Raw genomic sequence first — 23,916 nt, 5'->3', positions numbered from 1 at the left:
GCGAGTAAAATGAAAAATAAATATTTCCTTATTGGGGCATTGGCGGCACTATCTGTGTTTTCAGGTTGCTCTGAAGAATTCTTGGACAGACCGCCACAAGACACGCTGGTTGATGCAAATTTCTACCAGACAGATCAGCAGGTTTTGGCTGCTACCGCACCTTTGTATAGTGTAGTCTGGAAAGATTATATTGACCAAGCAAACTTCAAGTTGGGAGACATCCGGGGAGGTACTGTTTTCAGAGCATGGGGTGATAGAGATCATACTCTGTTCAATACCACGTCGGTTTCCCCAGACAATGGGTCCGCTTACCGTGCCTTCTATGTAGTTATTGGACAGGCTAACATGGCCATCGCCAACATAAACAAATATGCAGGGGCAGGGGTTTCGCCAGAAATCAAGAACCATGCATTGGCAGAAGCTAGATTTATGCGGGCCACTGCTTATACCCACTTGGTGTCTAACTATGGGGCAGTTCCTATCATTGAAGACAACATAGCTGTTCTGCAGAATGCTACTTTAGTTAGAAACACTGTAGAGAGTGTTTGGGAGTTCATCACCAGAGACTACCAGTTTGCGGCCCAAAATTTAACGGCATCTGCTGTTGAGCCAGGCAGGATTACCAAATGGTCAGCAGAAGGTATGCTCGCCAGAACTTACTTAACCCGTGCTGGAGTAGAGTCTACTGGTGGTGTTAGAAAGCAGGAGTTTTTGGATAAAGCCAAAGAATTCTCACAAAGAGTGATCACCATGAGTGGTAAATCTTTGCTTCCAAACTATGCCAATTTGTTCTTATACCCTTATGATAACAACAATGAGTCATTGTTTGAATTACAATGGGTATTTACTACTGACTATGCCTCTGCCAATACCATGGTTTCACAAATTACCTACAGCAATGATATTGCGAACGGTGACGGCTGGGGCGGTGACTTGGGGGCTTCCTGGTGGATGCTGAGCCTTTATGACGGCTTACTCCAGGACAACGGTACAAAGCCGGGTTTCACTATGGACCAACGCTTAAAAGCGACCTTCATGCTACCTGGCGCGGTATATCCTGAGATTACCCAAACCGTGAGAGATGCTGCAGGAAAAGAGTCTGAGCAGGACCTTGTTTTCCCAGCACCTGGTGCCACTGCTGACCAGAACTTTGTCAGCATCAAAAAGTACGTAGTTGGGAAAGCCAAAGACGTAGGAGGACAGGCTGCACAGCAGCGTTATCCAAACAACACGTATATGTTACGTTTGGCCGAGATGTACCTGATCTATGCAGAGGCAGCTCTTGGTAACAACGCTTCTACCACAGATGCAACCGCACTGGAGTATTTCAACAAGGTGCATACACGTGCTGGTCTTGCCCCTTGGGAAGGTGGCCTTACCTGGGATGATATCTTTGAAGAGCGCGTGAAGGAGTTTGCCATGGAAAGCATTGTATGGTATGACTTGGTAAGGTTGCACTATTACAATCCAAACAAGGCTTACGAAATCATCAATAGCCAGGACCGTGGCCTATTTGTGGCCAAGCCAGACAGAATGCCTAACCCAACCGGATGGACTTTTGCAAAAACAACTTGGTTTGCTGAAAGAATGGCTGTTGCCAACTCTGGTAACTTCTTACTGCCATTACCTGCCTCTGAGGTAAGCCAAGCGCCAAGCCTGAAAGATCCTGCAGTTCCATATACATTTAAAGACTAGTGCATTTAGGAAAGAATAGAAAAGAACACTATATGAGAACATCATTTAAATCTTTGTTATTCCTGTTTGTTGCTTTTGTGATGACGGGATTGTTTTCAGCCTGTTCGGAAGATGATGATCTTTCGAACGGCGGAAAGCCCATGATTAGTTATGTAAGGGTTACCAGGCCAGCATCTGCTGATTCGCTTATCACCAAAGCAGGACAGGGAGCTATGATTGCCATCGTTGGGGAGAACTTGGGCAATGCCCGGGAACTTTGGATCAATGACCAAGCGGCATCTTTATCACCAACCCTGATCACCAACAACTCCATTATTACCCGGGTTCCTAGTAACATCCCCACCGAAATCACTAACAAGATGAGAATCATCTTTGCGAATGGTGAGGAACTGGTGCATGATTTTACCGTGGACATCAGTGAGCCCAGAGTTGATAGAATGTTGAGCGAGTATGTGAATACCGGCGAGAATGCCACCATTGTGGGTGATTTCTTTTATGAGCCGCTCAAAGTCACCTTTGCTGGTGGCGTTGAAGGAGAGATTGTTTCAATTAAAGATTTCAAAACCATTGAGGTGAAAGTACCAGAAGGTGCGCAGCCAGGCCCCATCACTGTTAGCTCTAACTTTGGAGAAACTGAGTCAGATTTTTGGTTCCGTGACAACCGCAACATCATCGCCGATTATGAAGATACCAACTTTGATGGTTGGTGGCATGGAAGCACTTTCATTAAAAATGGTGATGATCAGGTGCAACCAGTTAGTGGAAAATTCCTGCGCATTGATAAAGAAAGCACTGGTGGCTGGTTTGAGGCTTGGGTTGGAGAAGGTACCATCAAGCAAAAGACCAAAAACATTCCGGCAGATGCTTTTGCTAATCCTGGTAAATACAGCTTTAAGTTCGAGATTAACACCGTTTCACCTTTAGTGTACAATGGTGCCAGAATTCACTTCGGTACCGCTGGTCCAGGAGGCAGAGATAAGGCTACTTATTCCTGGTCGCCTAACATCAACACTGGCAACAAATGGGAAACAGTAAGCATCCCTTTTGAAGATATCTATGCGGCTAACAATTTGAATGGTAATGTATTTACCTATGATCCAAATGGGTATGCAGTTTCCTTCCATTTTGTAGGCCCAGGTACAAAAGCCCAATTTGCGCTGGATAATCTACGGGTAGTTCCAAACGAAATTCCTTAACGAAACCTTCTGATAATTGACGTATGAAGAACTTTTATAATATCAAGGTATTACTAGTGGTATGTTTGTTCGCGACTTTCGGTTTCTTGCAGTCATGTAGTGATGACGAAGATGAAGTAAACTCAGGGCAAGTTGAATTATTAAGCTTTGGCCCAACAGGAGCAAAGCACGGTGAAAAAATCAAATTCATTGGCCATAACCTTAACAAGGTAGAATCCATTGAGTTTGTTGGTGCCTCCGTTGCCAAAACCCAGTTTACCTCGCAATCTTCTGATCTGATTGAACTGGTAATTCCAACTGCTGCAGAAGAGGGTAAAATAACCCTTAAGGTCTCTGGAGGAGAGGATATTGTCTCTAAGACAGTCCTCAGCTTTGAAGTGCCTGTATCTGTTGCTTCGGTAACTGCCAATGCAAAGCCAGGAACTAACATCACCGTGACCGGTAATTACTTAAACTGGGTGGACAGTGTTCAGTTTGGAAGTCTCCAAGACAGCATTGTCACTACTTTTGTTAGCAAGTCAATGACCGAGTTGGTGGTTAGAGTGCCTTTAAGTGCCAAAACAGGTTCGTTGACTCTTTTTACCGGTGGTACTGAGCCAATGGTGATTGAAACCGAACAGGAGATTAACATTAATCTTCCTGCCGTTACCGCTTTGGCACCTAGTCCTTTAAAACATGGCGAAAACCTTACTATCACTGGTACAGATCTGGATCTGGTGAAAGAAGTTGTGTTTACCGGAGTTGGGACAGCTAAAACTGCTACTTTCGTTAGTCAATCGCCTACTCAGATTGTAGTGATGGTTCCTGACAACGCCTCTGCCGGTACCCTGAAGTTGGTGGCCATCTCAGGTGAGGAAGTGACAACCACTCAAAGCCTTACCATTCTGTTGCCCAACATCACTAACTTGACTCCTAACCCAATTGATCCAGGAGTAAATCTTACAATCACAGGTACTAATCTGGATTTGGTGAAGAGTGTGGTTTTCACTGGTGGTACTACTGTTTCAACGTTTGTTAGTAGAAGTGCTACCCAACTGGTGGTGGTAGTTCCGGCCAATGCTTTAAAAGGAGCGTTGACCCTTATCACTAATAAGAACTACCAAGTTTCAACAACTCCGGTTTTAAACATCAAAGGTAATCTGCCGCCACTTGCTGCTTTACCCTTCGCTCTTTTTGATGATGCCAGAAGAGCAGGTTGGGGTGATTGGGGCTGGGGAGGTCCAAGTGTTTGGAACGTAACTGATGTCGTACGCCAGGGTACAATGGCTGCTAAGAAAACGTATGATGGTTCTTATGACGCTATCCGTTTGCATGGTGATGCTGGCGTATCTATGGCCAATTATACCGGAATTACTTTCTCTGTTTTCGGAACTCCTGGTACAGGTGGTAAGAACATGAACTTAGTCATCAATCAAGGATATTCTTCTGCCTACCAATTCAAGATTGTGGAAGGCGAATGGACAACCTACAATATCACTAAGGCTGCCCTAGGAAATCCTGCTACAATTGATGATGTATTGTTCCAATCAGCCGGATGGACTGGAACTGTTTACTATGATCATATCGGATTCTATTAATAGAATTTAGCTTAAAAAGAAAAGAACCCCTGTGATGTAATGTCACAGGGGTTCTTTTCTTTTATGCCTTTATTTAATAGACGCTTATCATAAGTTTAAGCAGCATATAGAAATTGGAACTATCCAAAATCTGCTATATTGCCTAAGGTTCTGGCCTCTGATTTCTGGTAAAGCTGTGCCTTCGGAAAGAGCTTAGCAGGTTAGATGCACTCCTTTTCAGAATATAGCCTATAAAAGCTATTGCCTGTTTTGATGCCAGTTTTATAAAAACAGCTCCAAAACAGGCAGCGGCAAAAACTAGATTTTACAGATAGAAGGAAATCAGGCAGGTTCTGCCAAGGTGCCTTTGAGCCAGGAGTAAGCCTCTTTTGAGTCAGTGAAGGTGCGCAGTGGGATGGGAAAACGTAGCTCTTGGCGGGCCTCTTCTACCTTGTTTTCACGGGTGGAATTGGGCGTGAGAATGCGGGCCATCTTTTCCAACCGGGTCTGCATGAGGTTATGCCCAAATTCTTTAATGACCTCCTTGTACTCGGTGCCCGGAATATCCAGTGAGGCCCTACTGGAATCAATTAGCAAGTTCTTGATGTCATAGCTTTTAATGTGGTCCACTAAAATGAGAAGTGCCTGCCGAATCTCCGGAACCAGAAAATCTTGGACATCGGGCCAATTAATGAACAGGATATCGGTGGCGGGGTCATAGTCTAGGGTGATTAAGCCACTCTGGTAAATGATCATGGACTAGATAAGGATTATGCGCGTGTTGGGGTTCGTGTCTGTTTTGGGGTTGTTTCTGCGAAAATCGGCTTGAAACATATAAAAGGATTAAAGACTCATGCGGGTGATTTCCTTGGGATAGCACACGTAATACTTCTCCACCTTCTTACTGAGAGCCTGAATGTTGGGCAAGTCTGAGGCTTTGGCCACATCCACCACCAGGCTCTGCTTGGTAAGCACATTGATGTTCTCCCCGCCAGATTCATAGGCGTTGTTACTGATCTTGCCTTCCACTACCATATAGTGCGCCTCATCGGCGGAAATGTCAAAGTGCTCCTGCGCCAGTTCGCGGACACCTACCAAAAACTCTATGTCAAACGGGGTAGGGGAGATCATGATTTTGAACAGCTTCCGCTCCAGCAGGGAGATGGATAAATAGCTCAGGATGCTGTCGGGGTGCTCTGCCCAGGCTTTGATGGCACTCCAGACATCGTAGTCATCCAGAGAAACAAAACGCGGCATGATGGTGGAGTCGCGCTCAAAATCCAGCATGGATAGGCTCTCGCGCAGGAAGAACTGCAGGTTCCGGCTGGCGGGCACGTCAATGCCGCGCTGGGTTAGTTCGCGGGCCCGTTGCATGATCTTCATCACCATCTGCTCGGCACTGGTCACCGTCTTGTGCATGTACACCTGCCAGTACATGAGGCGGCGGCTTACCAGAAAACTTTCAATGGAATAAATGCCTTTTTCCTCTACCACCAGTTGGTCTTCGTGCACGTTCAGCATCTTCAGCAACCGGTCAGCGCCAATCTTCCCTTCTGAGACCCCGGTGTAAAAGCTGTCGCGGTTCAGGTAATCCAAACGGTCCACGTCCAGTTGGCTTGAAACCAGTTGGTGGAAGAAATGACGTTGGTAATTATCGGTGAAAATGTCAATGGCCAGTTGCAGGCGTCCGTCAAACTCCTGGTTCAAGAGCTCCATGATGTGCAGTGAAATCTGCTCATGCGGCACCTGGTCAAAAATGGCGGTCTCCAAAGCGTGGGAGAAAGGGCCGTGGCCCACATCGTGCAGCAGGATGGCGGCCATGGAGGCTTCGCACTCTTTGTCGGTAATGATGTTATCTTTGCTGCTCAGGCTCTGCAGGGCAATGTTCATGAGGTGCATGGCCCCCAGGGCGTGATGGAAACGGGTGTGCAATGCCCCAGGGTACACGAACTCCGTCAACCCCAGCTGCTTTATCCGGCGCAGGCGCTGGAAGTAGGGGTGTTGGATGATGTCAAACAGCAGCTCTGACGGAACCGTGATAAAGCCGTAAACCGGATCGTTGAAGATTTTTTTCTTATTCAAGATAACTTAGTTCTTGTAGTGTCCGTTGTCGGTAAATGTAGCATTATGTAATTTCTACGGATTGCGCCTTGAAAAGGCGACATGCCGGGAAAGCCGCTGGATGCGCAAGCCTAAACACAAGCTATGAAAACCAAAAACTAGCCATGCAAAGATATACTATTTTGTGGGCGGACGACGAGATTGACCTTCTCAAGCCCCATATTCTCTTCTTAACGGAGAGAGGTTACGACATTACCCCCGTGAACAGCGGGGCCGATGCCGTGGAGAAGGTGCAGGAACAAACCTATGACCTTGTTTTTCTGGATGAGAACATGCCTGGCCTGAGCGGTCTGGAGGCTTTGGGCGAGATCAAAGCCGCCCGACCTACCATCCCCGTGGTCATGATCACCAAGAGCGAGGAAGAGCACATCATGGAAGAGGCCATCGGCTCCAAGATCGCCGATTACCTCATCAAGCCCATCAACCCCAACCAAATCCTGCTTTCCGCAAAGAAGATCCTGGACAACCGCCGCTTGGTAGAGGAAAGGACCAACAGCTCTTACCAGCGCGATTTCCGGACCCTGGGCATGGCCTTTGGCGAGCGCCTGAGTTACCAGGAGTGGGCCGATGTTTACAAGAAACTGGTGTACTGGGAACTAGAGATTGCCGATACTGCGGGTAAAAGCATGGCCGAGGTCATCAACATGCAGAAAGACGAGGCTAACACCAACTTCGCCAAGTTCATCATGGACAACTACGAGGAGTGGGTGAACGATGAGACGGATGAAATTCCATTGATGTCCCATCGCCTGTTTAAGGACCGCGTGTTCCCTATGATGAAGGAGAGCGACACCCCGGTGTACTTTGTGTTGATAGACAACCTCCGCTATGACCAGTGGAAAGTCCTGGAGCCCATCATCACCGATTACTTCAACGTGGAGCATGAGGAGATGTATTACTCTATCCTGCCTACCACCACCGCTTACGCCCGGAACGCCATCTTCTCTGGCATGCTGCCCGCCGATATCGCCAAGCGGTACCCTAACCTATGGGTGTCTGACGATGAGGAGGAAGGCAAGAACCTGCACGAGGAGGATTTCCTGCAAATCCAGTTCCAGCAGAACAAGGTCAACGACAAATTCAGCTACCACAAGATCACGAACAACACGGCCGGAAAGGAGCTTCTGTCTAAGTTCAGCAACCTTGACAACAATAAGCTGAACGTGATTGTCTACAACTTCGTGGACATGCTCTCGCACGCCCGTACTGATATGCAGATGATCCGGGAACTGGCGGCCGATGAAGCTGCTTATCGTTCGCTCACGCGTTCCTGGTTCCTGCATTCGCCGTTGTTTGACACGCTCAAAGCCATCGCCGATAAGAAAGGCCGTCTCATCATCACCACCGACCACGGTACCGTGCGCGTGAAAAAGCCGTTCAAGATTGTGGGCGACCGCAACACCAACACTAACCTGCGCTACAAACACGGCAAGAACCTGGGCTTCACCGAGAAGGACGTGCTGGTATGCCGCAAGCCAGAGCGTTTCCACCTGCCCAAGAGCAACGTGTCTACGGCCTACGTCTTCGCCATGAACGATGACTTTTTCGCCTACCCCAATAACTACAACTACTACGTGAATCACTACAAAGACACGTTCCAGCACGGCGGCGTATCTTTGGAGGAATGTATCATTCCATTTATAACGCTTTCCACCAAAAATGCCTGAGCCAGTAGCGCGCCAGAAAACTATTAATATTCTCACAAAAGCGGATTTACCCCAAGCCGCCGCCGAATTATTGTCATTTATCGGACAAAAAAAGATAATTTTGTTTGAAGGTGACATGGCGGCCGGTAAAACCACCTTTATCAAGGCGATATGCGCCCAGAAAGGAGTCCGGGAGCCGGTCAGCAGCCCCACGTTTTCCCTCGTGAATGAGTACGAGGCAGCCGATGGGGAACTCATTTACCATTTTGATTTTTATAGGATCGAAAACCAGGCCGAGGCATTGGACATTGGGGCGTTGGAGTACTTCAGCTCCGGGCACCTTTGCCTGATAGAATGGCCGTCTAAGGTAACTGACCTGTTGCCCCCGGAGGGGGTAGAGGTAACCATTGCAACCGGAGAAGCCGAAGAGGCGCGTATCATTAGTTTGAGAGTATATGATGGAGGAAATGACGGAGAAGACCGGGTTTGAGGCCCTGACCAAAGCTACGGCGCGTGGTCTCATGCCTAAGGAGTCCATGCTGGCGATAGAAACCCGCAAGCGGAATCTTTTTATTGGCATCCCCAAGGAGTCTTCTTTACAGGAAAACCGCATCGGGCTAACCCCTGAGGCAGTGAAGCAGTTGACAGACCACGGCCATGAGGTCTGGATTGAATCTGGGGCCGGCGCCCCCTCCAAATACTCAGACCACGAGTTCTCAGAAGCCGGCGGGGTTATCGTTTACTCCACTAAAGAAGTCTACGAGGCAGATATCCTGCTCAAGATCGCTCCGCCTACCCTGGCAGAGATGGATTACTTCAAACCGGGCCAGACCCTTATCTCAGCGCTGCAGATAGGCTCCCTGACCTCAGAATACATCAACGCCCTGGCTCGCAAGAAAATCAACGCCATTTCGTTTGAGCTGCTCAAGGATAAATCAGATACCAAACCCGTAGTGCGGGCCATGAGCGAGATTGCCGGCAGCACCGTCATGCTGATCGCCGCCGAGTACCTGAGCAGCAGCAACGAGGGCAAAGGCGTCATTTTAGGCGGTATCACAGGCGTGCCGCCCTCCAAGGTGGTCATCATCGGGGCCGGAACCGTGGCCGAGTACGCTACCCGTGCCGCGTTAGGTCTGGGCGCCGAGGTAAAGGTGTTTGATGATCATCTGTATAAACTGCGCCGCTTGAAGCAGAACGTAGGCACCCAGCTGTTTACTTCCACCCTAGATCATACCATTCTGCACAAAGAGATCCAGGATGCCGATGTAGTCATCGGGGCTGCTATTGCCGAGGATGGCCAGGTACCCTGCATGATCTCAGAGGATGTGGTGGCCAAGATGAACCCAGGCTCCGTGATCATTGACGTAAGCATTGACGAAGGCGGCTGCTTTGAAACCTCCGAGATGACCACCCACAAGCGACCCGTATACCGCAAGTATGACGTGATCCATTACTGCGTGCCCAATATTCCGTCTCGCGTGCCCCGCACCGCCACCAAGGCCCTGAGCAACATCTTCACGCCCATGTTCCTGGAGATCTCCAAATACGGCGGTGTGAACGAGGCCCTCTTCACCCACGAGCATTACCGCAGCGGCGTCTACATCTACAAAGGCAGCCTCACCAACGCCTCCATCGCCAAAAAATTCAACATGCGCTACAAAGAACTAAGCCTGATGATTGCCGTGCGCAATTAGATAATAGATTTTAGACCTTAGAGCATAAAGCTAAAAAGCTGTTTTGGGCCTCCTTTCTAGAAAAGAGCCTCAAAACAGCTTTTTAGCTTATATGGTTTTGACTGGTAGAAAATGTAGGGGCAATCCCTTGTGGTTGCCTTTTCTGTTTTCGTCTCAGCCTATATTGTATTACAGTGAAGAATCTTCTACCGACCTTGCGTTTCTAAACCTTTATTGCTTTGGCCTGCGCAAGGGCAACCACAAGGGATTGCCCCTACATTTGCTATGCGTTAGCGCTGGTGAGGTAAACGCTGCTTTATGTATGTTTTTGGCAAAATAGCTACAAAACGAAATTAGGGATTCCCTTTTAGGAGAGGGTTAAAAGTGCTTTCCAGGCTTCGGTCACGCGGCCTTCCTCCAGGAACTGTTGGGCTAATAGGTGGATTTGCTTTTCGGTCTCCTGAGGGTTGTCATGGTGCTTGTGAAGGAGGTACGCGTAAAGAGGTTCTTTGGTAAAGGCCTGCACTTCTTCCTGCGTGGGCAACGAGGTGGTGTTGCCTAAGCGGGCGAGGTTATTGCCGGTGAGCACGGGACTTTGCCGGATGTGAGCGGGCAATTGGTCTATGCCTATGCCTTGGTTTTGGAGGGGCTTGGGTAATTCAAACAAGCAGTCGCCCTGCGCACGGAGGTACCAGTTGCCACCCAGTCGGGCCACAGCATCCAGTTTGAACGGATCAATGGATTTGCCATCGGTACCAAACACTTCCTCGTGCACGTGCAGGAGAACGGCTTCGCAGATGACCAGGTTAGCAGCCCCGCCTTTGTCCCCGATGGGTTTTACTTCCAATACCTTGCACTCAAAAGCAGCCGGAGCCTCGGCTACGCGGGGCGGTTTCACCATGGTTGAGGCCACAGGGGTAAGGCCCGACTTTACGAACTCATTCACGCCTTTGTCATACTCGGTGCTGGCCAACGACATCTGCTCTACAATGGCGTAGTTTCCGATGTTGATGACCACTTCGTCCGTCTCCAGCACATTGTCCAGCGTGTGTTTGCCGGTGTTGTCCCGTACCCGGCGTGCAGGCGAGAAAATAAGAACCGGCGGATTAGAACCAAAGCAGTTGAAAAAGCTGAACGGACTCAGGTTTACGTTCCCTTCTTTGTCTACGGTGCTGGCAAACGCAATGGGTCGCGGCGCGATGGCTCCCAACATCAGGCTGTGGAATTCACCGGTAGCTATTTCTTTAGGGTCAAAGGTTCTCAAGGCAGATTTGAAAATTTGAGGATATGGAGATGAGGAGATTTAGAGATTTGAAGATGTGGGAATTTGAAGATGTGATGATGTGGTGATTAGGCGATTGGTTGATTTAGAAACGTGAGAATTTGAATTTGAAATGAAGACAGGTTAAAAAAAGACACCTCAATAATTTATCATCTCCAAATTCCCAAATCTTCAAATCGCCAAATTTCCTCATCTTCAAATTCCCAAATCTTCACAATTAAATGGCAGGCAGAATCTGGGTGCGTACTTCTCCGAAACCTACCCTGATGCCGTTCTTTTCTGCGTAGCCATGCATGGTCACGATGTCGCCGTCATGCAGGAACTTGCGTTCTGAGTCATTGGGCAGTTGGAGCGGTTGGGTGCCGCGCCAGGTCAGTTCCAGCATGGAGCCGTACGAGTCTGGCGTAGGACCGCTGATGGTACCGGAGGCGTATAGATCGCCTACTTCCAGGTTGCAGCCGTTGATGGTGTGGTGCGCCAGTTGCTGGTTCATGTTCCAATACATGTGCTTGTAGTTAGACCGGCAAATCACTGTTTCTTCCGGAAGGTTAGGGGCCTGTAAGGTTACCTCCAGATTAATGTCCAGGTTCTTGGAGCCGCTGTATTCCAGGTACGGGAGAACTTTTGGGTCTTGTACCGGCCCCGGCACCCGGAAGGGCTCCAACGCATCAAGCGTCACTACCCAGGGCGAGATGGAAGACGCGAAGTTCTTGGCCAGAAACGGGCCCAATGGCACATATTCCCAAGCCTGAATATCCCTAGCGCTCCAGTCATTGAATAACACCAACCCGAAAATGTATTCCTCTGCTTCCAAAGTAGTTAAGGAAGTGCCCAGTTCGGTGGGTTGGCCGGTGATGAAGGCTATCTCCAACTCAAAATCCAGTTGCTTGGTAGGGCCGAAGACCGGCAGATCGGCATCGGCGGGTTTGGTCTGGCCTTTGGGTCTTCTGATGGGTACGCCCGAGGGCACGATGGAAGAAGCCCGGCCGTGGTAACCTACCGGCAGGTGTTTCCAGTTGGGGAGCAGCGCGTTGGCCGGGTCCCGGAACATGGAGCCCACGTTGGTGGCGTGTTCCATGCTGGAGTAGAAATCGGTGTAGTTGGGCACCCGCACGGGCATAAGCATCTCCACGTCTTTCTGCTTCAGGAGGCACTCGGCCATGAGGGTTCGGTTGTCCCTGATCTCGGGGTTGTCGTTGCGCAGGAGTTCTGAGATACGCCCCCGCACTTGCCGCCAGATGGTGCGGCCCAGCGCCATAAAATCGTTGAGGTACGGCCGGTGGAACACGGTGGGGTCTTCCACGTCCAACATGTCAAAAAGCCCGTGCTGCGTGAGCACGTACACATCCAGCACATACTCGCCAATGGCCACGCCCACTCTGGAGTCTCGGTCCTGCGCCTGGAAAATCCCGAAGGGCAGGTTCTGGATCTGAAAATCACTGGTGGGGGCAATCTGAATCCAGGAGTGCAGTGCGGGGTCGTTGGCGGTTAGCATGGTGGTAGGGAACGGTGGTCAGGCAAAGATAAAAAGTCTGGGAGAAATGGGAAGCGGCTTTCTCGTTTTGAGTTCGTTTACGCAAAAAGGCCTTAAAAACAGAAAGCCCGCCGGGTACAGACGTCAAAAACATCTGTACCCGGCGGGCTTGTATCTGTAAAAGCGGAGTGCCTAAACGTCCATAGGGGTGAGGTTCACGGCCTGGATGCCTTTGATCTCCGGCACAGCGCGCATGATGGCTTGCTCAATGCCGCCCTTGAAGGTCATGGCAGACATAGGGCAGGAGCCGCAGGCACCCATCAGTTCCAGCACCACCACCCGTTCTTCCGTGATGTCCAGGACTTTCACATCGCCGCCGTCTGTTTTCAGGTACGGGCGAATGGAGTCCAGGGCCAGCTCTACCTGCTGGAGTAAAATCTCTTTCAATGCGATCTCTGCCATTATCTTACGCTTTAATTTCTACTACTTTGGTTTTGCCCAGGCTGGCATTCCGTACGGATACCTGCCGGGCCACTTCCTGAGCCACCTGCTCAAACGCCTGCGAGGCGGGTGAGCCTTCCTGCAGGATCTGCGGAGTGCCTTGGTCGCCGCTCTCGCGGATGCTCTGCACCAACGGAACCTCGCCTATGAACGGAACACCGTAGCGCTCTGCCAGGTCGCGGCCGCCGCCTTGCCCAAAGATATAATATTTATTCTCTGGAAGCTCAGCCGGGGTGAAGTACGCCATGTTTTCCACCAATCCTAAGATTGGAACGTTGATCTGCGGCTGCCGGAACATCTGCAAACCCTTCACGGCATCGGCAATGGCCACTTTCTGCGGGGTAGTCACAATGATGGCGCCCGTTACCGGTACTGTCTGTACCAACGTCAGGTGAATGTCGCTGGTTCCCGGAGGCAGGTCAATGAGCAAATAATCCAGTTCGCCCCAGTCTACCTCGGTAATGAATTGTTTCAAGGCGGAGCTGGCCATAGGACCGCGCCACACCACCGCGCTCTCGGCCGGAGCCAGGAACCCGATGGACATCAGCTTGATGCCGTACTTCTCAATGGGCTCAATGAGGTTACGGCCATCGGGCATGCGGTACACCGCCGGACGGGCATCTTCCACACCAAACATGGTAGGCACCGACGGGCCGGAGATATCGGCATCCACCAGGCCAACTTTGGCGCCGGATTGCGCCAGGGCCACCGCCAAGTTAGAGGTTACGGTAGACTTACCCACGCCGCCTTTGCCAGAAGCCACCGCAATGATGTTCTTCACGCCTTTGAGCAGGGCCTGGTTGTCTTGCCGCGCCGAGGTCACGCGCGAGGTCATGTTCACCGTCACGTTCGCGTCCTTGTCTACCATGGTGTGGATAGCCCGAATACAGGCGTTCCGGATAAGGTCTTTGAGCGGACAGGCGGGGGTAGTCAGGATCACGGTGAAGGCCACGTCCAGACCGTTTATTTGCACGTCCTCAATCATGTTCAGGGTCACCAGATCCTTGCCCAGATCTGGCTCCTCTACATAGCTGAGGGCTTTTAATACGTCTTCTTGGGTAATTGCCATACTTTCTGCAGCGCTATAAATCGCTTATACAAAGATACACACTATCTGTTTAACAAGCTACCAGAAGCCGTTTTAAGGCCGGTTTCCTTAAAGTAAGGCCGAAATGGAATTTTGTGGAAACCTGGTGCAACCATTGGGGCTGGAGAAGGGTCATCAAGGCAAAATGCGTAACTTGGGTTTACAACATAAACCTTTTCAATTCCCCTATGACACGTTTACTGAAATCTCATTTCTTGTATGCAAGAACCGTATTGGTTCTTTTGGGTTCCCTTCTGTTTTGGGGCTGTTCTGACGCTTCTGACGACCCTGCCCTTTCTTTGCAAGGCTCCTGGATGTTGTCACAGGTAGAGCCTGCGGCCTACAACAATTTCGCCGCCCCAGACCTAAGTATGTGCGCTGATCTTTTCTTTACCAAAGAGGAGGAACCGGCAGCGTCTGACCGGATGTGGGGATATAAAATGAGTGGTGACCTTACCGAAAATTCTTACCAGGGGAATTACCAGGTAACCCAGGAAGCGCTATATAATCAAGGCGGTGAGATAGACTTTGTAAACTTGGGTTATACTGAAGTGGCGGCGGCACCTCATGTAAAGCAGTTTGAAAGTTACTACCTGCAGACGCTACAAGACGTGGACAGGTTTGAAGTAAAGAACGATATCCTCACGTTGTGGTCTTCTGAGAAGAATCTGAAGTTGGTGTTTGTAAGGGGTGCCTCTTCCTGCGGAAAATAAAGCCGGCCCATTTTAGAAACCATCTTTCCCTTGCAAGGAAAACTTAGCGCAAGCAAAAACTTGATTCCTGTTTCACCAGACCGTTACAAAAGATAGGTAAAACCATGAAGAAACTTCTTTCCATCTGCCTGCTATTCTTGGCCCTCACCGCTTGTAAGGAGCAGGAGGACGCCCTATTTGAGTCTCCAGATTATCTGGTGTTTGGGCATTACTATGGGTTTTGCGGCGGTGAAAACTGCGTGGAGATTTTCAAGATAGAGAACATGACGCTCTTTGAAGACACCCGCGACCGCTACCCCGGCGGAAAACCCTACGAGGGAGATTTTGTCCCGAAAAGCGCCGCCTTGTACGAGCAAGTGAAAGACCTACCGCACCAGGTGCCCGCCAGGTTGATGTCTGAAGAAAGGTCCATCATCGGGAGCCCCGATGCAGCCGATGGCGGCGGTATTTACCTGGAGGTTGGCAAAGGGGGCATGGTGCGCTACTTCTTCATTGATAAAACCCGCCATAACGTGCCAGAATACCTGCATCCATTTTTAGACGAGGTGGAAGCCGCCATCGCGGCATTAAAGTAGAATGCACTATCCCCAACTATCTTTTCATATCCCAAACCCTACTGCTATGTTCCTTTCTGCGCAAAAACTGTTTCCCCGCCTGGCTTCTGTGCTTTTGTCTCTGGTGTTACTCACCGGCTGTTGGGAGAAAGATGATCCGGTACCTGAAGACAAGGATATCTTTGGTTCTTATGTTCTGCAGTACATAGAACTGCCGCAGGAAGGCGGCGGCGTCACCAGGGTAGAAGGCCAGAACATCCGGTTGAACCTTACCAATATTTCCACTTACCAGCAGGCCAACGAGCCTTTTGCCTATGATTTGAACGGCGATATGCTGGTGAACCAATATTTTGGGCGGTATACCATCATCGGGGCGCCGGTGGTACCCACTGATGATCCGCAGGACCAGGTGTTGGAGGTACGGCAGGTGGGCAGCACTAAAGTGGGCGGCACCCCAGAGCAGATGCAGTTAGAGAACCTATACCTGAACGCGCTGGAAGAGGTGAACCTGTCGCGTTTGAGCAATAACGGGAACCAGTTGGTTTTGCACTCCCGCTACCAGAATGCCCGCCTGTTTTTTGTGTCCCCTGAGTATTGTTCTCTCCCCCGGTAAGCATCCGCTTTTTCATAGAAGGGCTGTTTTAGTGCCGTTTTCCCCAAATCGGCGCTAAATCAGATTAGACTAACGCCAGCCTTTTAGGTTGGCGTTTTTGATTTTTGGTGCCTGCAATCGTCTTCTGCAGCTTCAATCAGGGAGTACTTACCATCTAAAACCAACCCCAAAATCTGTATCTTTGTCTACCGCCTTATTTTCCTGAGTACCCATGGCCCTGATAAAGAAAGAAGTTGTTGACCAGATCATCCTGCAAGCCGACATAGTGGAGGTAGTGGGTGATTTCGTGAGTTTGAAGAAGAAGGGCCAGAACATGTGGGCTTGCTGCCCGTTCCACCATGAAAAGTCGCCTTCTTTCAGCGTAGCGCCTAACAAGGGCATTTACAAGTGCTTTGGTTGCGGCAAGGCCGGTAACTCGGTGCAGTTTATCATGGACATAGAGGGCACCAGCTACGTGGAGGCGCTCAAGTACCTGGCCAAGAAGTACAGCATTGACATTGAGGAAGACCAGAGCCCGGCGGCGGTGCAGGCCCAAAACGAGCGCGACAGCCTCTACATTTTATCTGACTTTGCGAAAAAATACTACGTAAACGCCCTCCACAAACATGACGAGGGGCAGAGCATAGGCGCACCGTACTTTAAACAGCGCGGCCTCTCGGCGGCTACCATCCAGAAGTTTGAGCTGGGCTATAGCCTTGATTCCTGGGACGATTTCACCAAAGCGGCCCTGGAGAAAGGCTACCAGCTAAAATACCTGGAGGAGACCGGCCTCACCATTGTGAGGCAGGAAGAAGGCAAGCAGTACGACCGCTTCCGAGGGCGGGTGATGTTTCCCATCCAGAACGTGTCGGGCCGCACCATCGGGTTTGGCGCGCGTACCCTCAAGACCAACGACAAGAAATCACCCAAATACGTCAACTCGCCGGAGTCGCCCATCTACCACAAGTCTGATGTCTTGTACGGCATGTACCAGGCCAAGCAGGCCATCCGGCAGGAAGACAACTGCTACCTGGTAGAGGGTTACCTGGATGTTTTGTCGCTGCACCAAGGCGGCATTGAGAACGTGGTGGCTTCCTCGGGTACCTCGCTCACCGAGAACCAGATCAAGCTTATCGGGCGCTACACCAAAAACATCACGGTGTTGTATGATGGTGACCCGGCCGGGATTAAAGCCTCTTTACGCGGAATCGATTTGATTCTGGAAGGTGGCCTGAACGTGAACGTGGTCCTGTTCCCCGATGGCGATGACCCAGACTCGTACATCCGCAAGGTAGGCGACACCGCTTTTAAAGAGCACCTGGCCAAACACAGCCAGGACTTTATCTCCTTCAAATCTGAGCTCTACGCGCAGGAAGCTAAGGACAACCCGGTCAAGAAAGCCGATGCCATCCGGGAGATGGTGGTCTCCATCGCCAAGATTCCGGACGCCATCAAGCGCTCGGTGTTCCTGAAGCAGTGCAGCATTCTGTTTGGCATAGACGAGCAGGTGCTTATCTCGGAGTACAACAAGATTCACCTCACTGAGCAGAAGAACTCTCGGCCCCAACAGTCGCAGTCCTCATCTTACGGTTCTGCACCGGCTTCCTACGCGCCCGGTTCCTTTGAGGAAATGGCCGCCGAAGCAGAGGCCGCTGCTGCCGCGGAGGCCGCCATGTACGAAGAGGAAGACCAGCAGGAAACCGGCCAGAACGATCTGCTGCGCACCCGCGAGCGCGAGGTCATCCGATTCATCCTCAATTACGCCGACAAAGAAGTGGAGGAAGGCCTCACCGCCAGTCAGTTCATGCTGGGTGAGCTGGAGGACATTGAGTTTAAGACCCCTATTTACAAAAAGCTGTTTGAACTGTGCCGCCTCAAACTGGAGCAAGGCTTCCTGCCCACTGCCTCAGAGTTCATGCAGCACGAGGAGAAAGAGATCCGCACCGAGGTGGTGGATCTGCTCAGTGAGAAGTATGAGTTGAGCAAAGGCTGGGCCGTGCATGAAATCATTGTGCCCCATGAGAGTGACCTGGTTTCCTACGGGTCAGAGCGCGAGGTGCTGCGGCTGAAATGGCGCAACGTGCAACTCATGATCAAAGACCAGATGGACACGCTTCCCCGCCTCACCGATGCTCAGGAACTAGACAAGACCCTGCGCACCATCAAAGCCCTGAAGGAGTTTGAAAAGCAGATCGCAGACCTGTTGGGCATAGTGGTGAGCAGATGACCTGGCGGCGCCTGAGCCTGGATGAGGATACATGGCCTCAGGACGATGATGTTCTCATCTTGTTGGGGCTAAAGCCGCAAATGAATTCAATTCTGAGGCTGTTTAACTTTTAAATTCAGCCCGAAAGAACCAATTTTTATATAGTTTTAGGATTATTTGCAATTGGAAGCCCTTTGGTTTATGGCTTGTTTCTATGAAACAAGCCATAAACCAAAGGGCTTTTTTGTATTATTTCTTTTCAGTTGGGGTTTGCTTGGCTTGCATGTACTGCCTGCGTTCGGCCAAGGCCTTTTCTACACCTTCCCGTAGCGGATACAATCAGATAGAAGGCGCTCTCTGTTTTTCGCTGAAAGAATATGAAACTTTCTTTTCCTGATAGGAAGGGGTGGCAGCCTTTTTTGTTTTCAGTGCCTTTTTTGAGAATTCGTCGATAAATGCTTTGTAAACCAAGCCTTTTGTGAAAAAGAGGGAAAGGTGCAGCCTGTTTTATTGATGTTATTAGAAAAATGAAAGCAAAATAGCTTAGGGTTTGCAATTGTGTGGGTGTATGATTTAAGGTGCATTTGGTTGAAATGTATATGAATGGTTGATTTAACCTCTTGTTTTTTAGGTGGTTTGTTTTAGATTTATATAAATGTCAGAAAACACACCCTTTGAAAATAAGTGTAAAACCAGATGCTAAGCTTATGAAGAAAATTGAAGCAATCATTAGAACATCCAAATTTGAGGAGGTGTACGAAGCCTTAGCCGAGATCGGAATTCCGTTCATGTCTACCTATGATGTGAAGGGGTTCGGGTTAGAGCACGGCTCCTCCCAGGTGTACCGAGGCACCTCCTACAACGTGGGATTTATTCCCAGGACCAAGATTGAGCTCATTGCCACCGATGACCAGGTAGACCCCGTGGTTTCCACCATCCTTAAAATCGCCACCACCGGAAAAGTGGGCGACGGCAAAATCTTCATCATGGATCTGGAGGAAGTCATCCGGATCAGAACCGGCGAAATAGGCGAAATGGCCCTCTAGATCACCCTTCATTTTACCAAACAACTTCAAAATCAAAATCTATTTTTCACCTAAACATTTTACCATGTCACAAGAGTTATTTGTCATCAACAATGTCTGGATGATGGTTTCCATCTTTTTGGTGTTTGTCATGCATCTGGGGTTCGCCACGTTAGAATCTGGTCTGGCCAGGTCAAAGAACACCGTCAACATCCTGTTCAAGAACAGCATGATGCCGCCCATAGGTTTGCTCATGTACGCCCTGTGGGGGTTCTCGCTCATGTACCCGGGCGCTGACTTTGCCGGCAAAGTCTTCGGGTTCTCTGGCTGGGGAATCAACCTGCCTGAAGGCGGCGAAACGTCTTCCTACAACGCGGGCTATACCTTCTGGACCGATTTCCTTTTCCAGGGCATGTTTGCCGCCACTTGCGCTACCATTGTGTCTGGAGCCGTGGCTGAAAGGATCAAGTTGGCTACGTTCCTGGTGTTCTCAGTGGTATTTGTGGGCCTTTGCTACCCCATAGTAGGCATGTGGAAGTGGGGCGGTGGTTTCCTGAACACCTTGTCTACGCCCTTCTATGATTTTGCCGGTTCTACCATTGTCCACTCGGTGGGCGGCTGGGGAGCTTTGGCCGGTATTCTGTTGCTGGGACCAAGAATTGGAAAGTACGTGAACGGCAAAATCAAGCCTATCCCGGGCCACAGCATTCCCATGGCTACCATTGGTGTCTTCATTCTATGGTTGGGCTGGTTTGGGTTCAACGGCGGATCGGTGCTGTCGGCGGCTCCAGGGGCGGTGTCCAGGGTGTTGGTGATGACCAGTTTGGCCGCAGCGGCTGGTGCCGTGGGAGGTTGCCTGTTTTCTTACCTGCTTTTCAAAACCGGTGACTTTACCATGGTGCTTAACGGCATCCTGGCAGGTTTGGTGGGCATCACCGCCGGCGCAGACCAGATGGGCGTGGTAGACTCGGTGATCATTGGTCTGGTGGCTGGTAGCCTGGTGGTGGTTGCGGTGACGGTATTTGACAAACTAAAGGTGGATGATCCGGTGGGTGCCTTGTCGGTGCATTTGGTGTGCGGCATCTGGGGGACTTTGGCCGTGGGTTTCTTCGGCAACCTGGCCGGTACGCCGCAGCTTATCAGCCAGTTGATTGGGATTGGAGCCGTTGGAGGGTTCACCTTCGCCTTCGCCTTTGTGCTGTGGTGGGTTTTAAAGATGACCATGGGCTTGCGGGTAAGCGAAAGAGAAGAAATGGAAGGCCTGGACATTCACGAGCATAAAATGCACGCCTACCCAGACATCAACAGCCCCGGGTATGAAATGAGCATGCCAGAAAAAGAAGAGGTGTTGGAAGCAGACCTACCTAAAAGAGCCCCCATTACTGCCTAAGAGCGGGCAGCCGGAGCAGAAACCAGTGACATGGATCGTAAAAACAGGAGGTAATGTGGTCTAGACATTACCCCTGCTTTTACTTCTGGCAAAACACGGTTCCCCTTCTCCTCACTTTGTTTAGTAGTACTGGTCTCCATGCGGTAGAACCTGCGTCCCTCAAACGGCAATTTGAGGAGGTGCTGCCCACGGGCCTGGTGTGAACACTTTCCTAAAATATTCCTAACAGTTAACAGAAGCAGTATGAGAAAGATTTACGCGCTTACAGCGGCAACGTTTTTTGCCGCTGCTAAGATAACGATTGCCCAGGAAATTTCCTCTGTAGACACCCTCAAAGCCGTTGTGGAAGAGCCGACCCCGTCTAAAGGGACCTTCAACCTGAGCGGCTACGTAGATGCCTTTTACCAGTACAACCTCAACCGGCCAGAATCAGGTAAAAACCAGGGCCGCGTGTTTGACCAGTACCATGACAACATCTCGCTGGGGCTGATCCAGACCTTGCTGACCTACAAAAAAGACAAAGCCACGGCGGTAGTAGACCTCACCTTTGGGCCCAACGCCGACCTGTGCAACTTTGGTAATTCCGGCACGGCCAAGATCATCAAGCAGGCGTACGTCTCTTATGATTTCACGGATAAGTTCCGGCTTACGGTGGGGCAGTACGCCACGCACATCGGGTATGAACTCATAGATGCCCCGCTCAACTACAACTACAGTTTGTCTTACCTGTTCGGGAACGGGCCTTTCTACCACACTGGGGCCAAGCTGGACTACACGGTCAATCCAAAACTCGGGCTGATGCTGGGCGTGATCAACGGCTGGGATTGCCTCAATGACCTGAACGACCAGAAATCGGTGACCGCGCAGGTGCACCTGACACCTCTGGAAGGCTTCGGGATGTACCTGAACTGGATTGGCGGCGATGAATACAACACTTTGTCCAACTTCGGGGGAAACAAGGGGAGCTACACCAGTTTGTTTGACCTCACCACCTCGTACCAACTTACCCCAAAGTTCAAGCTGGGCCTCAATGCCGCCTATGGTTCCTTTTACACCGGCGCTGATACGGAGTCTAGCGAAGATATCTGGTCCATAGACGCCACCTGGGGCGGCGGGGCGCTGTATGCCAGTTATGAGCTCAGCAGCAAGTTTGGGCTAGGCTTCAGGGGCGAGTATTTTTCAGACCCAGAAGGCGTAAGGTATTTTGGGCCGCTGGAAGTGACCTCGTATACCATGACGGGCAACATCAAACTGGCGGGAGGCAATTTCCTGGTTAAACCCGAGGTTCGGTTTGACAAAGCCAAAGACGCGTTCTTTGAGAATGCCGCCGGGCAGTTCTCCAAGAAAACCCAGACCACTGTGGGGGCCGCATTCGTTTACTCCTTTTCTATGAACTAGAACCGCCAAGCAGCTTCTCCAATCTTGTTAAGGGGCTGTTTTCTGAAAAGTACGCTTTAAACGTTTTCCATTGATATGGCGCTTTTGGCCTGGTTTTACCAAATCAGGCTAAAAGCGCCATTTGTTTTGCGCACAAACGGGCTCTGTTGCCAATGGCTTTCTTTGTCCAGTTTGCCCATTTCACGCAAAGCAGCCGTTTTACTTCCAGAAAGTTTCTCCGCTTCGTCACTAATTCCCAGGCAGGATTGTTATACACAGGGTAAGTATATCATGGGGTAGTGCCCTGCCCAAGGATGCGCAACTTTACCATGCAAAAACCGCTATCTTTGCGCATCCAAAAGCAGGCAGGTCGTTTGGCTTGCTTTCCAGTAGAAGACAATATCATGTTAGATAGAATAGAAGACGCAATAGAAGATATAAAAGCCGGCAAAGTAGTGATTGTGGTAGACGATGACGACCGCGAGAACGAAGGCGACTTTATCTGTGCCGCTGAGAAAATCACTCCCGAGATCGTCAACTTTATGGCCACCCACGGCCGCGGCCTCATATGCGCGCCTCTCACCGAGGAACGCTGCGATGAACTGGGCCTGGAACTGATGGTCGGTCGCAACACCGCCCTGCACGCCACGCCGTTCACCGTATCGGTGGATTTGCTGGGACACGGCTGCACCACGGGCATCTCGGCCTCTGACAGGGCCAAGACCATCCTGGCGCTCGCCGATCCGAAGACCGACCCGGCTTCCCTGGGCAAACCGGGCCACATTTTCCCGTTGCGCGCCCGCAAGGAAGGCGTGATCAGGAGAGCCGGCCACACCGAGGCAGCCGTTGACCTGGCCCAACTGGCCGGACTGGCGCCTGCCGGAGTTTTGGTGGAGATCATGAACGAAGACGGAACCATGGCCCGCATGCCCGATCTGGAGAAAGTGGCCGAGCGGTTCAACCTGAAGCTCATCTCCATCAAGGACCTTATCACGTACCGTCTGCAGAAGGAGAGCCTCATTGACCGCGAGATTGCCGTGGAACTCCCTACCGACTGGGGTACTTTTGACTTGTACGCCTACACCCAGCGCAGCAACAACGCCAAACACCTTGCCCTGGTGAAAGGCACCTGGGAAGAAGGCGAACCGGTGTTGGTGCGGGTGCATTCTTCCTGCGTTACCGGCGATATCTTCGGGTCTTGCCGCTGTGACTGTGGTCCTCAGCTGCACAAAGCCATGGAGATTATTGAGCGCGAAGGCAAAGGCGTGATCGTGTACATGAACCAGGAAGGTCGCGGCATTGGGCTCCTGAACAAGCTAAAGGCCTACAAACTGCAGGAGCAAGGCCTGGATACTGTGGAAGCTAACCTGCAACTGGGTTTCGGGACGGATGAGCGGGACTATGGCGTGGGTGCCCAAATCCTGCGGGACCTAGGCGTGACCAAGATGCGGCTCTTGTCCAACAATCCCCGCAAACGGACCGGCCTCATAGGGTACGGCCTGCAGATTGTGGAGCAGGTGCCCATTGAGATTGCGCCCAATGAACACAACCAACGGTACCTGGCCACCAAAAGAGATAAGCTAGGTCATTTAATCTTGAAAAAGTAAAAGAAGCAAAAAGGCGGAGGGTTTTCTTCCGCCTTTTTGCTTTTAAAGAACACAAGGTTTCTATTGTTACCCTTATTAAGTATATTTAATTGAACACCGGCTAAGCGGCAACGCCGATGATAACATGTCCTATTTATCTGGTGAGAGCCATACAAGAAATTACCTGTCTTTCCGTTTATAAAGTACTGGGAATAAGACAACCTTCTCAGTTTTTCAAAGTA

The 23,916-nt window shown here is 50.6% G+C and carries 20 protein-coding genes; 14 read left to right on the top strand and 6 right to left on the bottom strand.

The window, feature by feature from the left end:
- Positions 1-9 precede the first annotated feature (9 nt).
- The 3 genes from FOA19_RS01840 to FOA19_RS01830 are packed head-to-tail and all read left to right on the top strand — an operon-like array spanning position 10 to position 4,468.
- Positions 10-1,695 carry a RagB/SusD family nutrient uptake outer membrane protein gene (locus FOA19_RS01840; RefSeq protein ID WP_149089096.1) on the top strand — a complete coding sequence of 562 codons (1,686 nt, stop codon included), beginning with the start codon at positions 10-12 and terminating at the stop codon, positions 1,693-1,695.
- A 32-nt stretch (positions 1,696-1,727) separates the two neighbouring features.
- Positions 1,728-2,891, top strand: coding sequence for a glycan-binding surface protein (locus FOA19_RS01835; protein ID WP_149089095.1), 1,164 nt, complete (start codon positions 1,728-1,730; stop codon positions 2,889-2,891).
- A 23-nt stretch (positions 2,892-2,914) separates the two neighbouring features.
- Entirely contained in the window at positions 2,915-4,468 is a 1,554-nt protein-coding gene (locus FOA19_RS01830) for an IPT/TIG domain-containing protein (RefSeq protein WP_149089094.1), read from the top strand.
- Between the two features lie 321 nt (positions 4,469-4,789).
- On the opposite strand, the gene FOA19_RS01825 is transcribed toward FOA19_RS01830, so the two are convergent.
- The gene (locus tag FOA19_RS01825; RefSeq protein WP_149089093.1) at positions 4,790-5,203 is read right to left on the bottom strand and encodes a hypothetical protein; all 414 of its coding nucleotides are present in this window, start codon (positions 5,201-5,203) and stop codon (positions 4,790-4,792) included.
- 87 nt (positions 5,204-5,290) lie between these two features.
- Positions 5,291-6,529 carry an HD domain-containing protein gene (locus FOA19_RS01820; protein ID WP_149089092.1) on the bottom strand — a complete coding sequence of 413 codons (1,239 nt, stop codon included), beginning with the start codon at positions 6,527-6,529 and terminating at the stop codon, positions 5,291-5,293.
- Between the two features lie 143 nt (positions 6,530-6,672).
- On the opposite strand from FOA19_RS01820, the gene porX reads away from it, so the two are divergent.
- From porX to FOA19_RS01805, 3 genes are read left to right on the top strand one after another with little or no spacing between them, the layout of a single operon-like run.
- Entirely contained in the window at positions 6,673-8,235 is a 1,563-nt protein-coding gene (porX, locus tag FOA19_RS01815) for a T9SS response regulator signal transducer PorX (protein ID WP_149089091.1), read from the top strand.
- Positions 8,228-8,704 carry a tRNA (adenosine(37)-N6)-threonylcarbamoyltransferase complex ATPase subunit type 1 TsaE gene (gene tsaE, locus FOA19_RS01810; protein WP_149089090.1) on the top strand — a complete coding sequence of 159 codons (477 nt, stop codon included), beginning with the start codon at positions 8,228-8,230 and terminating at the stop codon, positions 8,702-8,704. Before porX ends, tsaE begins: the two co-directional genes overlap by 8 nt.
- Positions 8,682-9,908 carry an alanine dehydrogenase gene (locus FOA19_RS01805; protein WP_149090443.1) on the top strand — a complete coding sequence of 409 codons (1,227 nt, stop codon included), beginning with the start codon at positions 8,682-8,684 and terminating at the stop codon, positions 9,906-9,908. The genes tsaE and FOA19_RS01805 overlap by 23 nt, the downstream gene beginning before the upstream one ends.
- A 346-nt stretch (positions 9,909-10,254) precedes the next feature.
- Here FOA19_RS01805 and FOA19_RS01800 read toward each other — a convergent pair whose 3' ends face one another.
- The 4 genes from FOA19_RS01800 to FOA19_RS01785 all read right to left on the bottom strand — a co-directional run bounded on the left by FOA19_RS01800 (position 10,255) and on the right by FOA19_RS01785 (position 14,213).
- Positions 10,255-11,151, bottom strand: coding sequence for a flavin reductase family protein (locus FOA19_RS01800; protein WP_223808682.1), 897 nt, complete (start codon positions 11,149-11,151; stop codon positions 10,255-10,257).
- A gap of 235 nt (positions 11,152-11,386) precedes the next feature.
- A complete protein-coding gene (fahA, locus tag FOA19_RS01795) occupies positions 11,387-12,664 on the bottom strand; it encodes a fumarylacetoacetase (protein ID WP_190300251.1) in 1,278 nt (425 codons plus the stop codon).
- A gap of 171 nt (positions 12,665-12,835) precedes the next feature.
- On the bottom strand, positions 12,836-13,105 hold the full coding sequence (locus tag FOA19_RS01790; protein WP_149089089.1) for a NifU family protein: 270 nt from the start codon (positions 13,103-13,105) through the stop codon (positions 12,836-12,838).
- 4 nt (positions 13,106-13,109) lie between these two features.
- Positions 13,110-14,213: an Mrp/NBP35 family ATP-binding protein gene (locus FOA19_RS01785; protein ID WP_149089088.1), complete on the bottom strand. Its 1,104-nt coding sequence runs from the start codon at positions 14,211-14,213 to the stop codon at positions 13,110-13,112.
- A 206-nt stretch (positions 14,214-14,419) separates the two neighbouring features.
- Here FOA19_RS01785 and FOA19_RS01780 point away from each other — a divergent pair, with 206 nt between their 5' ends.
- From FOA19_RS01780 to FOA19_RS01745, 8 genes are all read left to right on the top strand, one after another.
- Complete coding sequence (locus tag FOA19_RS01780) at positions 14,420-14,944, top strand: META domain-containing protein (protein WP_149089087.1); 525 nt, start codon at positions 14,420-14,422, stop codon at positions 14,942-14,944.
- 104 nt (positions 14,945-15,048) lie between these two features.
- Positions 15,049-15,519, top strand: coding sequence for a hypothetical protein (locus tag FOA19_RS01775; protein WP_149089086.1), 471 nt, complete (start codon positions 15,049-15,051; stop codon positions 15,517-15,519).
- 46 nt (positions 15,520-15,565) lie between these two features.
- The gene (locus FOA19_RS01770) at positions 15,566-16,111 is read left to right on the top strand and encodes an META domain-containing protein (RefSeq protein WP_190300250.1); all 546 of its coding nucleotides are present in this window, start codon (positions 15,566-15,568) and stop codon (positions 16,109-16,111) included.
- A 211-nt stretch (positions 16,112-16,322) separates the two neighbouring features.
- Positions 16,323-18,317, top strand: coding sequence for a DNA primase (gene dnaG, locus FOA19_RS01765; protein ID WP_149089084.1), 1,995 nt, complete (start codon positions 16,323-16,325; stop codon positions 18,315-18,317).
- A 686-nt stretch (positions 18,318-19,003) separates the two neighbouring features.
- The gene (locus tag FOA19_RS01760) at positions 19,004-19,342 is read left to right on the top strand and encodes a P-II family nitrogen regulator (protein ID WP_149089083.1); all 339 of its coding nucleotides are present in this window, start codon (positions 19,004-19,006) and stop codon (positions 19,340-19,342) included.
- Positions 19,343-19,406: 64 nt separating this feature from the next.
- Positions 19,407-20,711, top strand: coding sequence for an ammonium transporter (locus tag FOA19_RS01755; RefSeq protein ID WP_149089082.1), 1,305 nt, complete (start codon positions 19,407-19,409; stop codon positions 20,709-20,711).
- Between the two features lie 243 nt (positions 20,712-20,954).
- A complete protein-coding gene (locus FOA19_RS01750) occupies positions 20,955-22,109 on the top strand; it encodes a porin (RefSeq protein WP_149089081.1) in 1,155 nt (384 codons plus the stop codon).
- Positions 22,110-22,492: 383 nt separating this feature from the next.
- Positions 22,493-23,695, top strand: coding sequence for a bifunctional 3,4-dihydroxy-2-butanone-4-phosphate synthase/GTP cyclohydrolase II (locus tag FOA19_RS01745; protein WP_149089080.1), 1,203 nt, complete (start codon positions 22,493-22,495; stop codon positions 23,693-23,695).
- The last annotated feature ends 221 nt before the right edge of the window (positions 23,696-23,916 follow it).

This window comes from Rufibacter hautae (assembly GCF_008271695.1).
Classification (GTDB): domain Bacteria; phylum Bacteroidota; class Bacteroidia; order Cytophagales; family Hymenobacteraceae; genus Nibribacter; species Nibribacter hautae.
The sequence above is the reverse complement of the archived record's forward strand: the minus strand, read 5'-3'. Positions and strand labels throughout refer to the sequence as shown.

Coding starts and splice junctions, on each gene's coding strand:
- FOA19_RS01840 (WP_149089096.1), top strand. CDS start 10: ATGAAAAATAAATATTTCCTTATTGGGGCATTGGCGGCACTATCTGTG.
- FOA19_RS01835 (WP_149089095.1), top strand. CDS start 1,728: ATGAGAACATCATTTAAATCTTTGTTATTCCTGTTTGTTGCTTTTGTG.
- FOA19_RS01830 (WP_149089094.1), top strand. CDS start 2,915: ATGAAGAACTTTTATAATATCAAGGTATTACTAGTGGTATGTTTGTTC.
- FOA19_RS01825 (WP_149089093.1), bottom strand. CDS start 5,203: ATGATCATTTACCAGAGTGGCTTAATCACCCTAGACTATGACCCCGCC.
- porX (WP_149089091.1), top strand. CDS start 6,673: ATGCAAAGATATACTATTTTGTGGGCGGACGACGAGATTGACCTTCTC.
- tsaE (WP_149089090.1), top strand. CDS start 8,228: ATGCCTGAGCCAGTAGCGCGCCAGAAAACTATTAATATTCTCACAAAA.
- FOA19_RS01805 (WP_149090443.1), top strand. CDS start 8,682: ATGACGGAGAAGACCGGGTTTGAGGCCCTGACCAAAGCTACGGCGCGT.
- fahA (WP_190300251.1), bottom strand. CDS start 12,664: ATGCTAACCGCCAACGACCCCGCACTGCACTCCTGGATTCAGATTGCC.
- FOA19_RS01790 (WP_149089089.1), bottom strand. CDS start 13,105: ATGGCAGAGATCGCATTGAAAGAGATTTTACTCCAGCAGGTAGAGCTG.
- FOA19_RS01785 (WP_149089088.1), bottom strand. CDS start 14,213: ATGGCAATTACCCAAGAAGACGTATTAAAAGCCCTCAGCTATGTAGAG.
- FOA19_RS01780 (WP_149089087.1), top strand. CDS start 14,420: ATGACACGTTTACTGAAATCTCATTTCTTGTATGCAAGAACCGTATTG.
- FOA19_RS01775 (WP_149089086.1), top strand. CDS start 15,049: ATGAAGAAACTTCTTTCCATCTGCCTGCTATTCTTGGCCCTCACCGCT.
- FOA19_RS01770 (WP_190300250.1), top strand. CDS start 15,566: ATGTTCCTTTCTGCGCAAAAACTGTTTCCCCGCCTGGCTTCTGTGCTT.
- dnaG (WP_149089084.1), top strand. CDS start 16,323: ATGGCCCTGATAAAGAAAGAAGTTGTTGACCAGATCATCCTGCAAGCC.
- FOA19_RS01760 (WP_149089083.1), top strand. CDS start 19,004: ATGAAGAAAATTGAAGCAATCATTAGAACATCCAAATTTGAGGAGGTG.
- FOA19_RS01755 (WP_149089082.1), top strand. CDS start 19,407: ATGTCACAAGAGTTATTTGTCATCAACAATGTCTGGATGATGGTTTCC.
- FOA19_RS01750 (WP_149089081.1), top strand. CDS start 20,955: ATGAGAAAGATTTACGCGCTTACAGCGGCAACGTTTTTTGCCGCTGCT.
- FOA19_RS01745 (WP_149089080.1), top strand. CDS start 22,493: ATGTTAGATAGAATAGAAGACGCAATAGAAGATATAAAAGCCGGCAAA.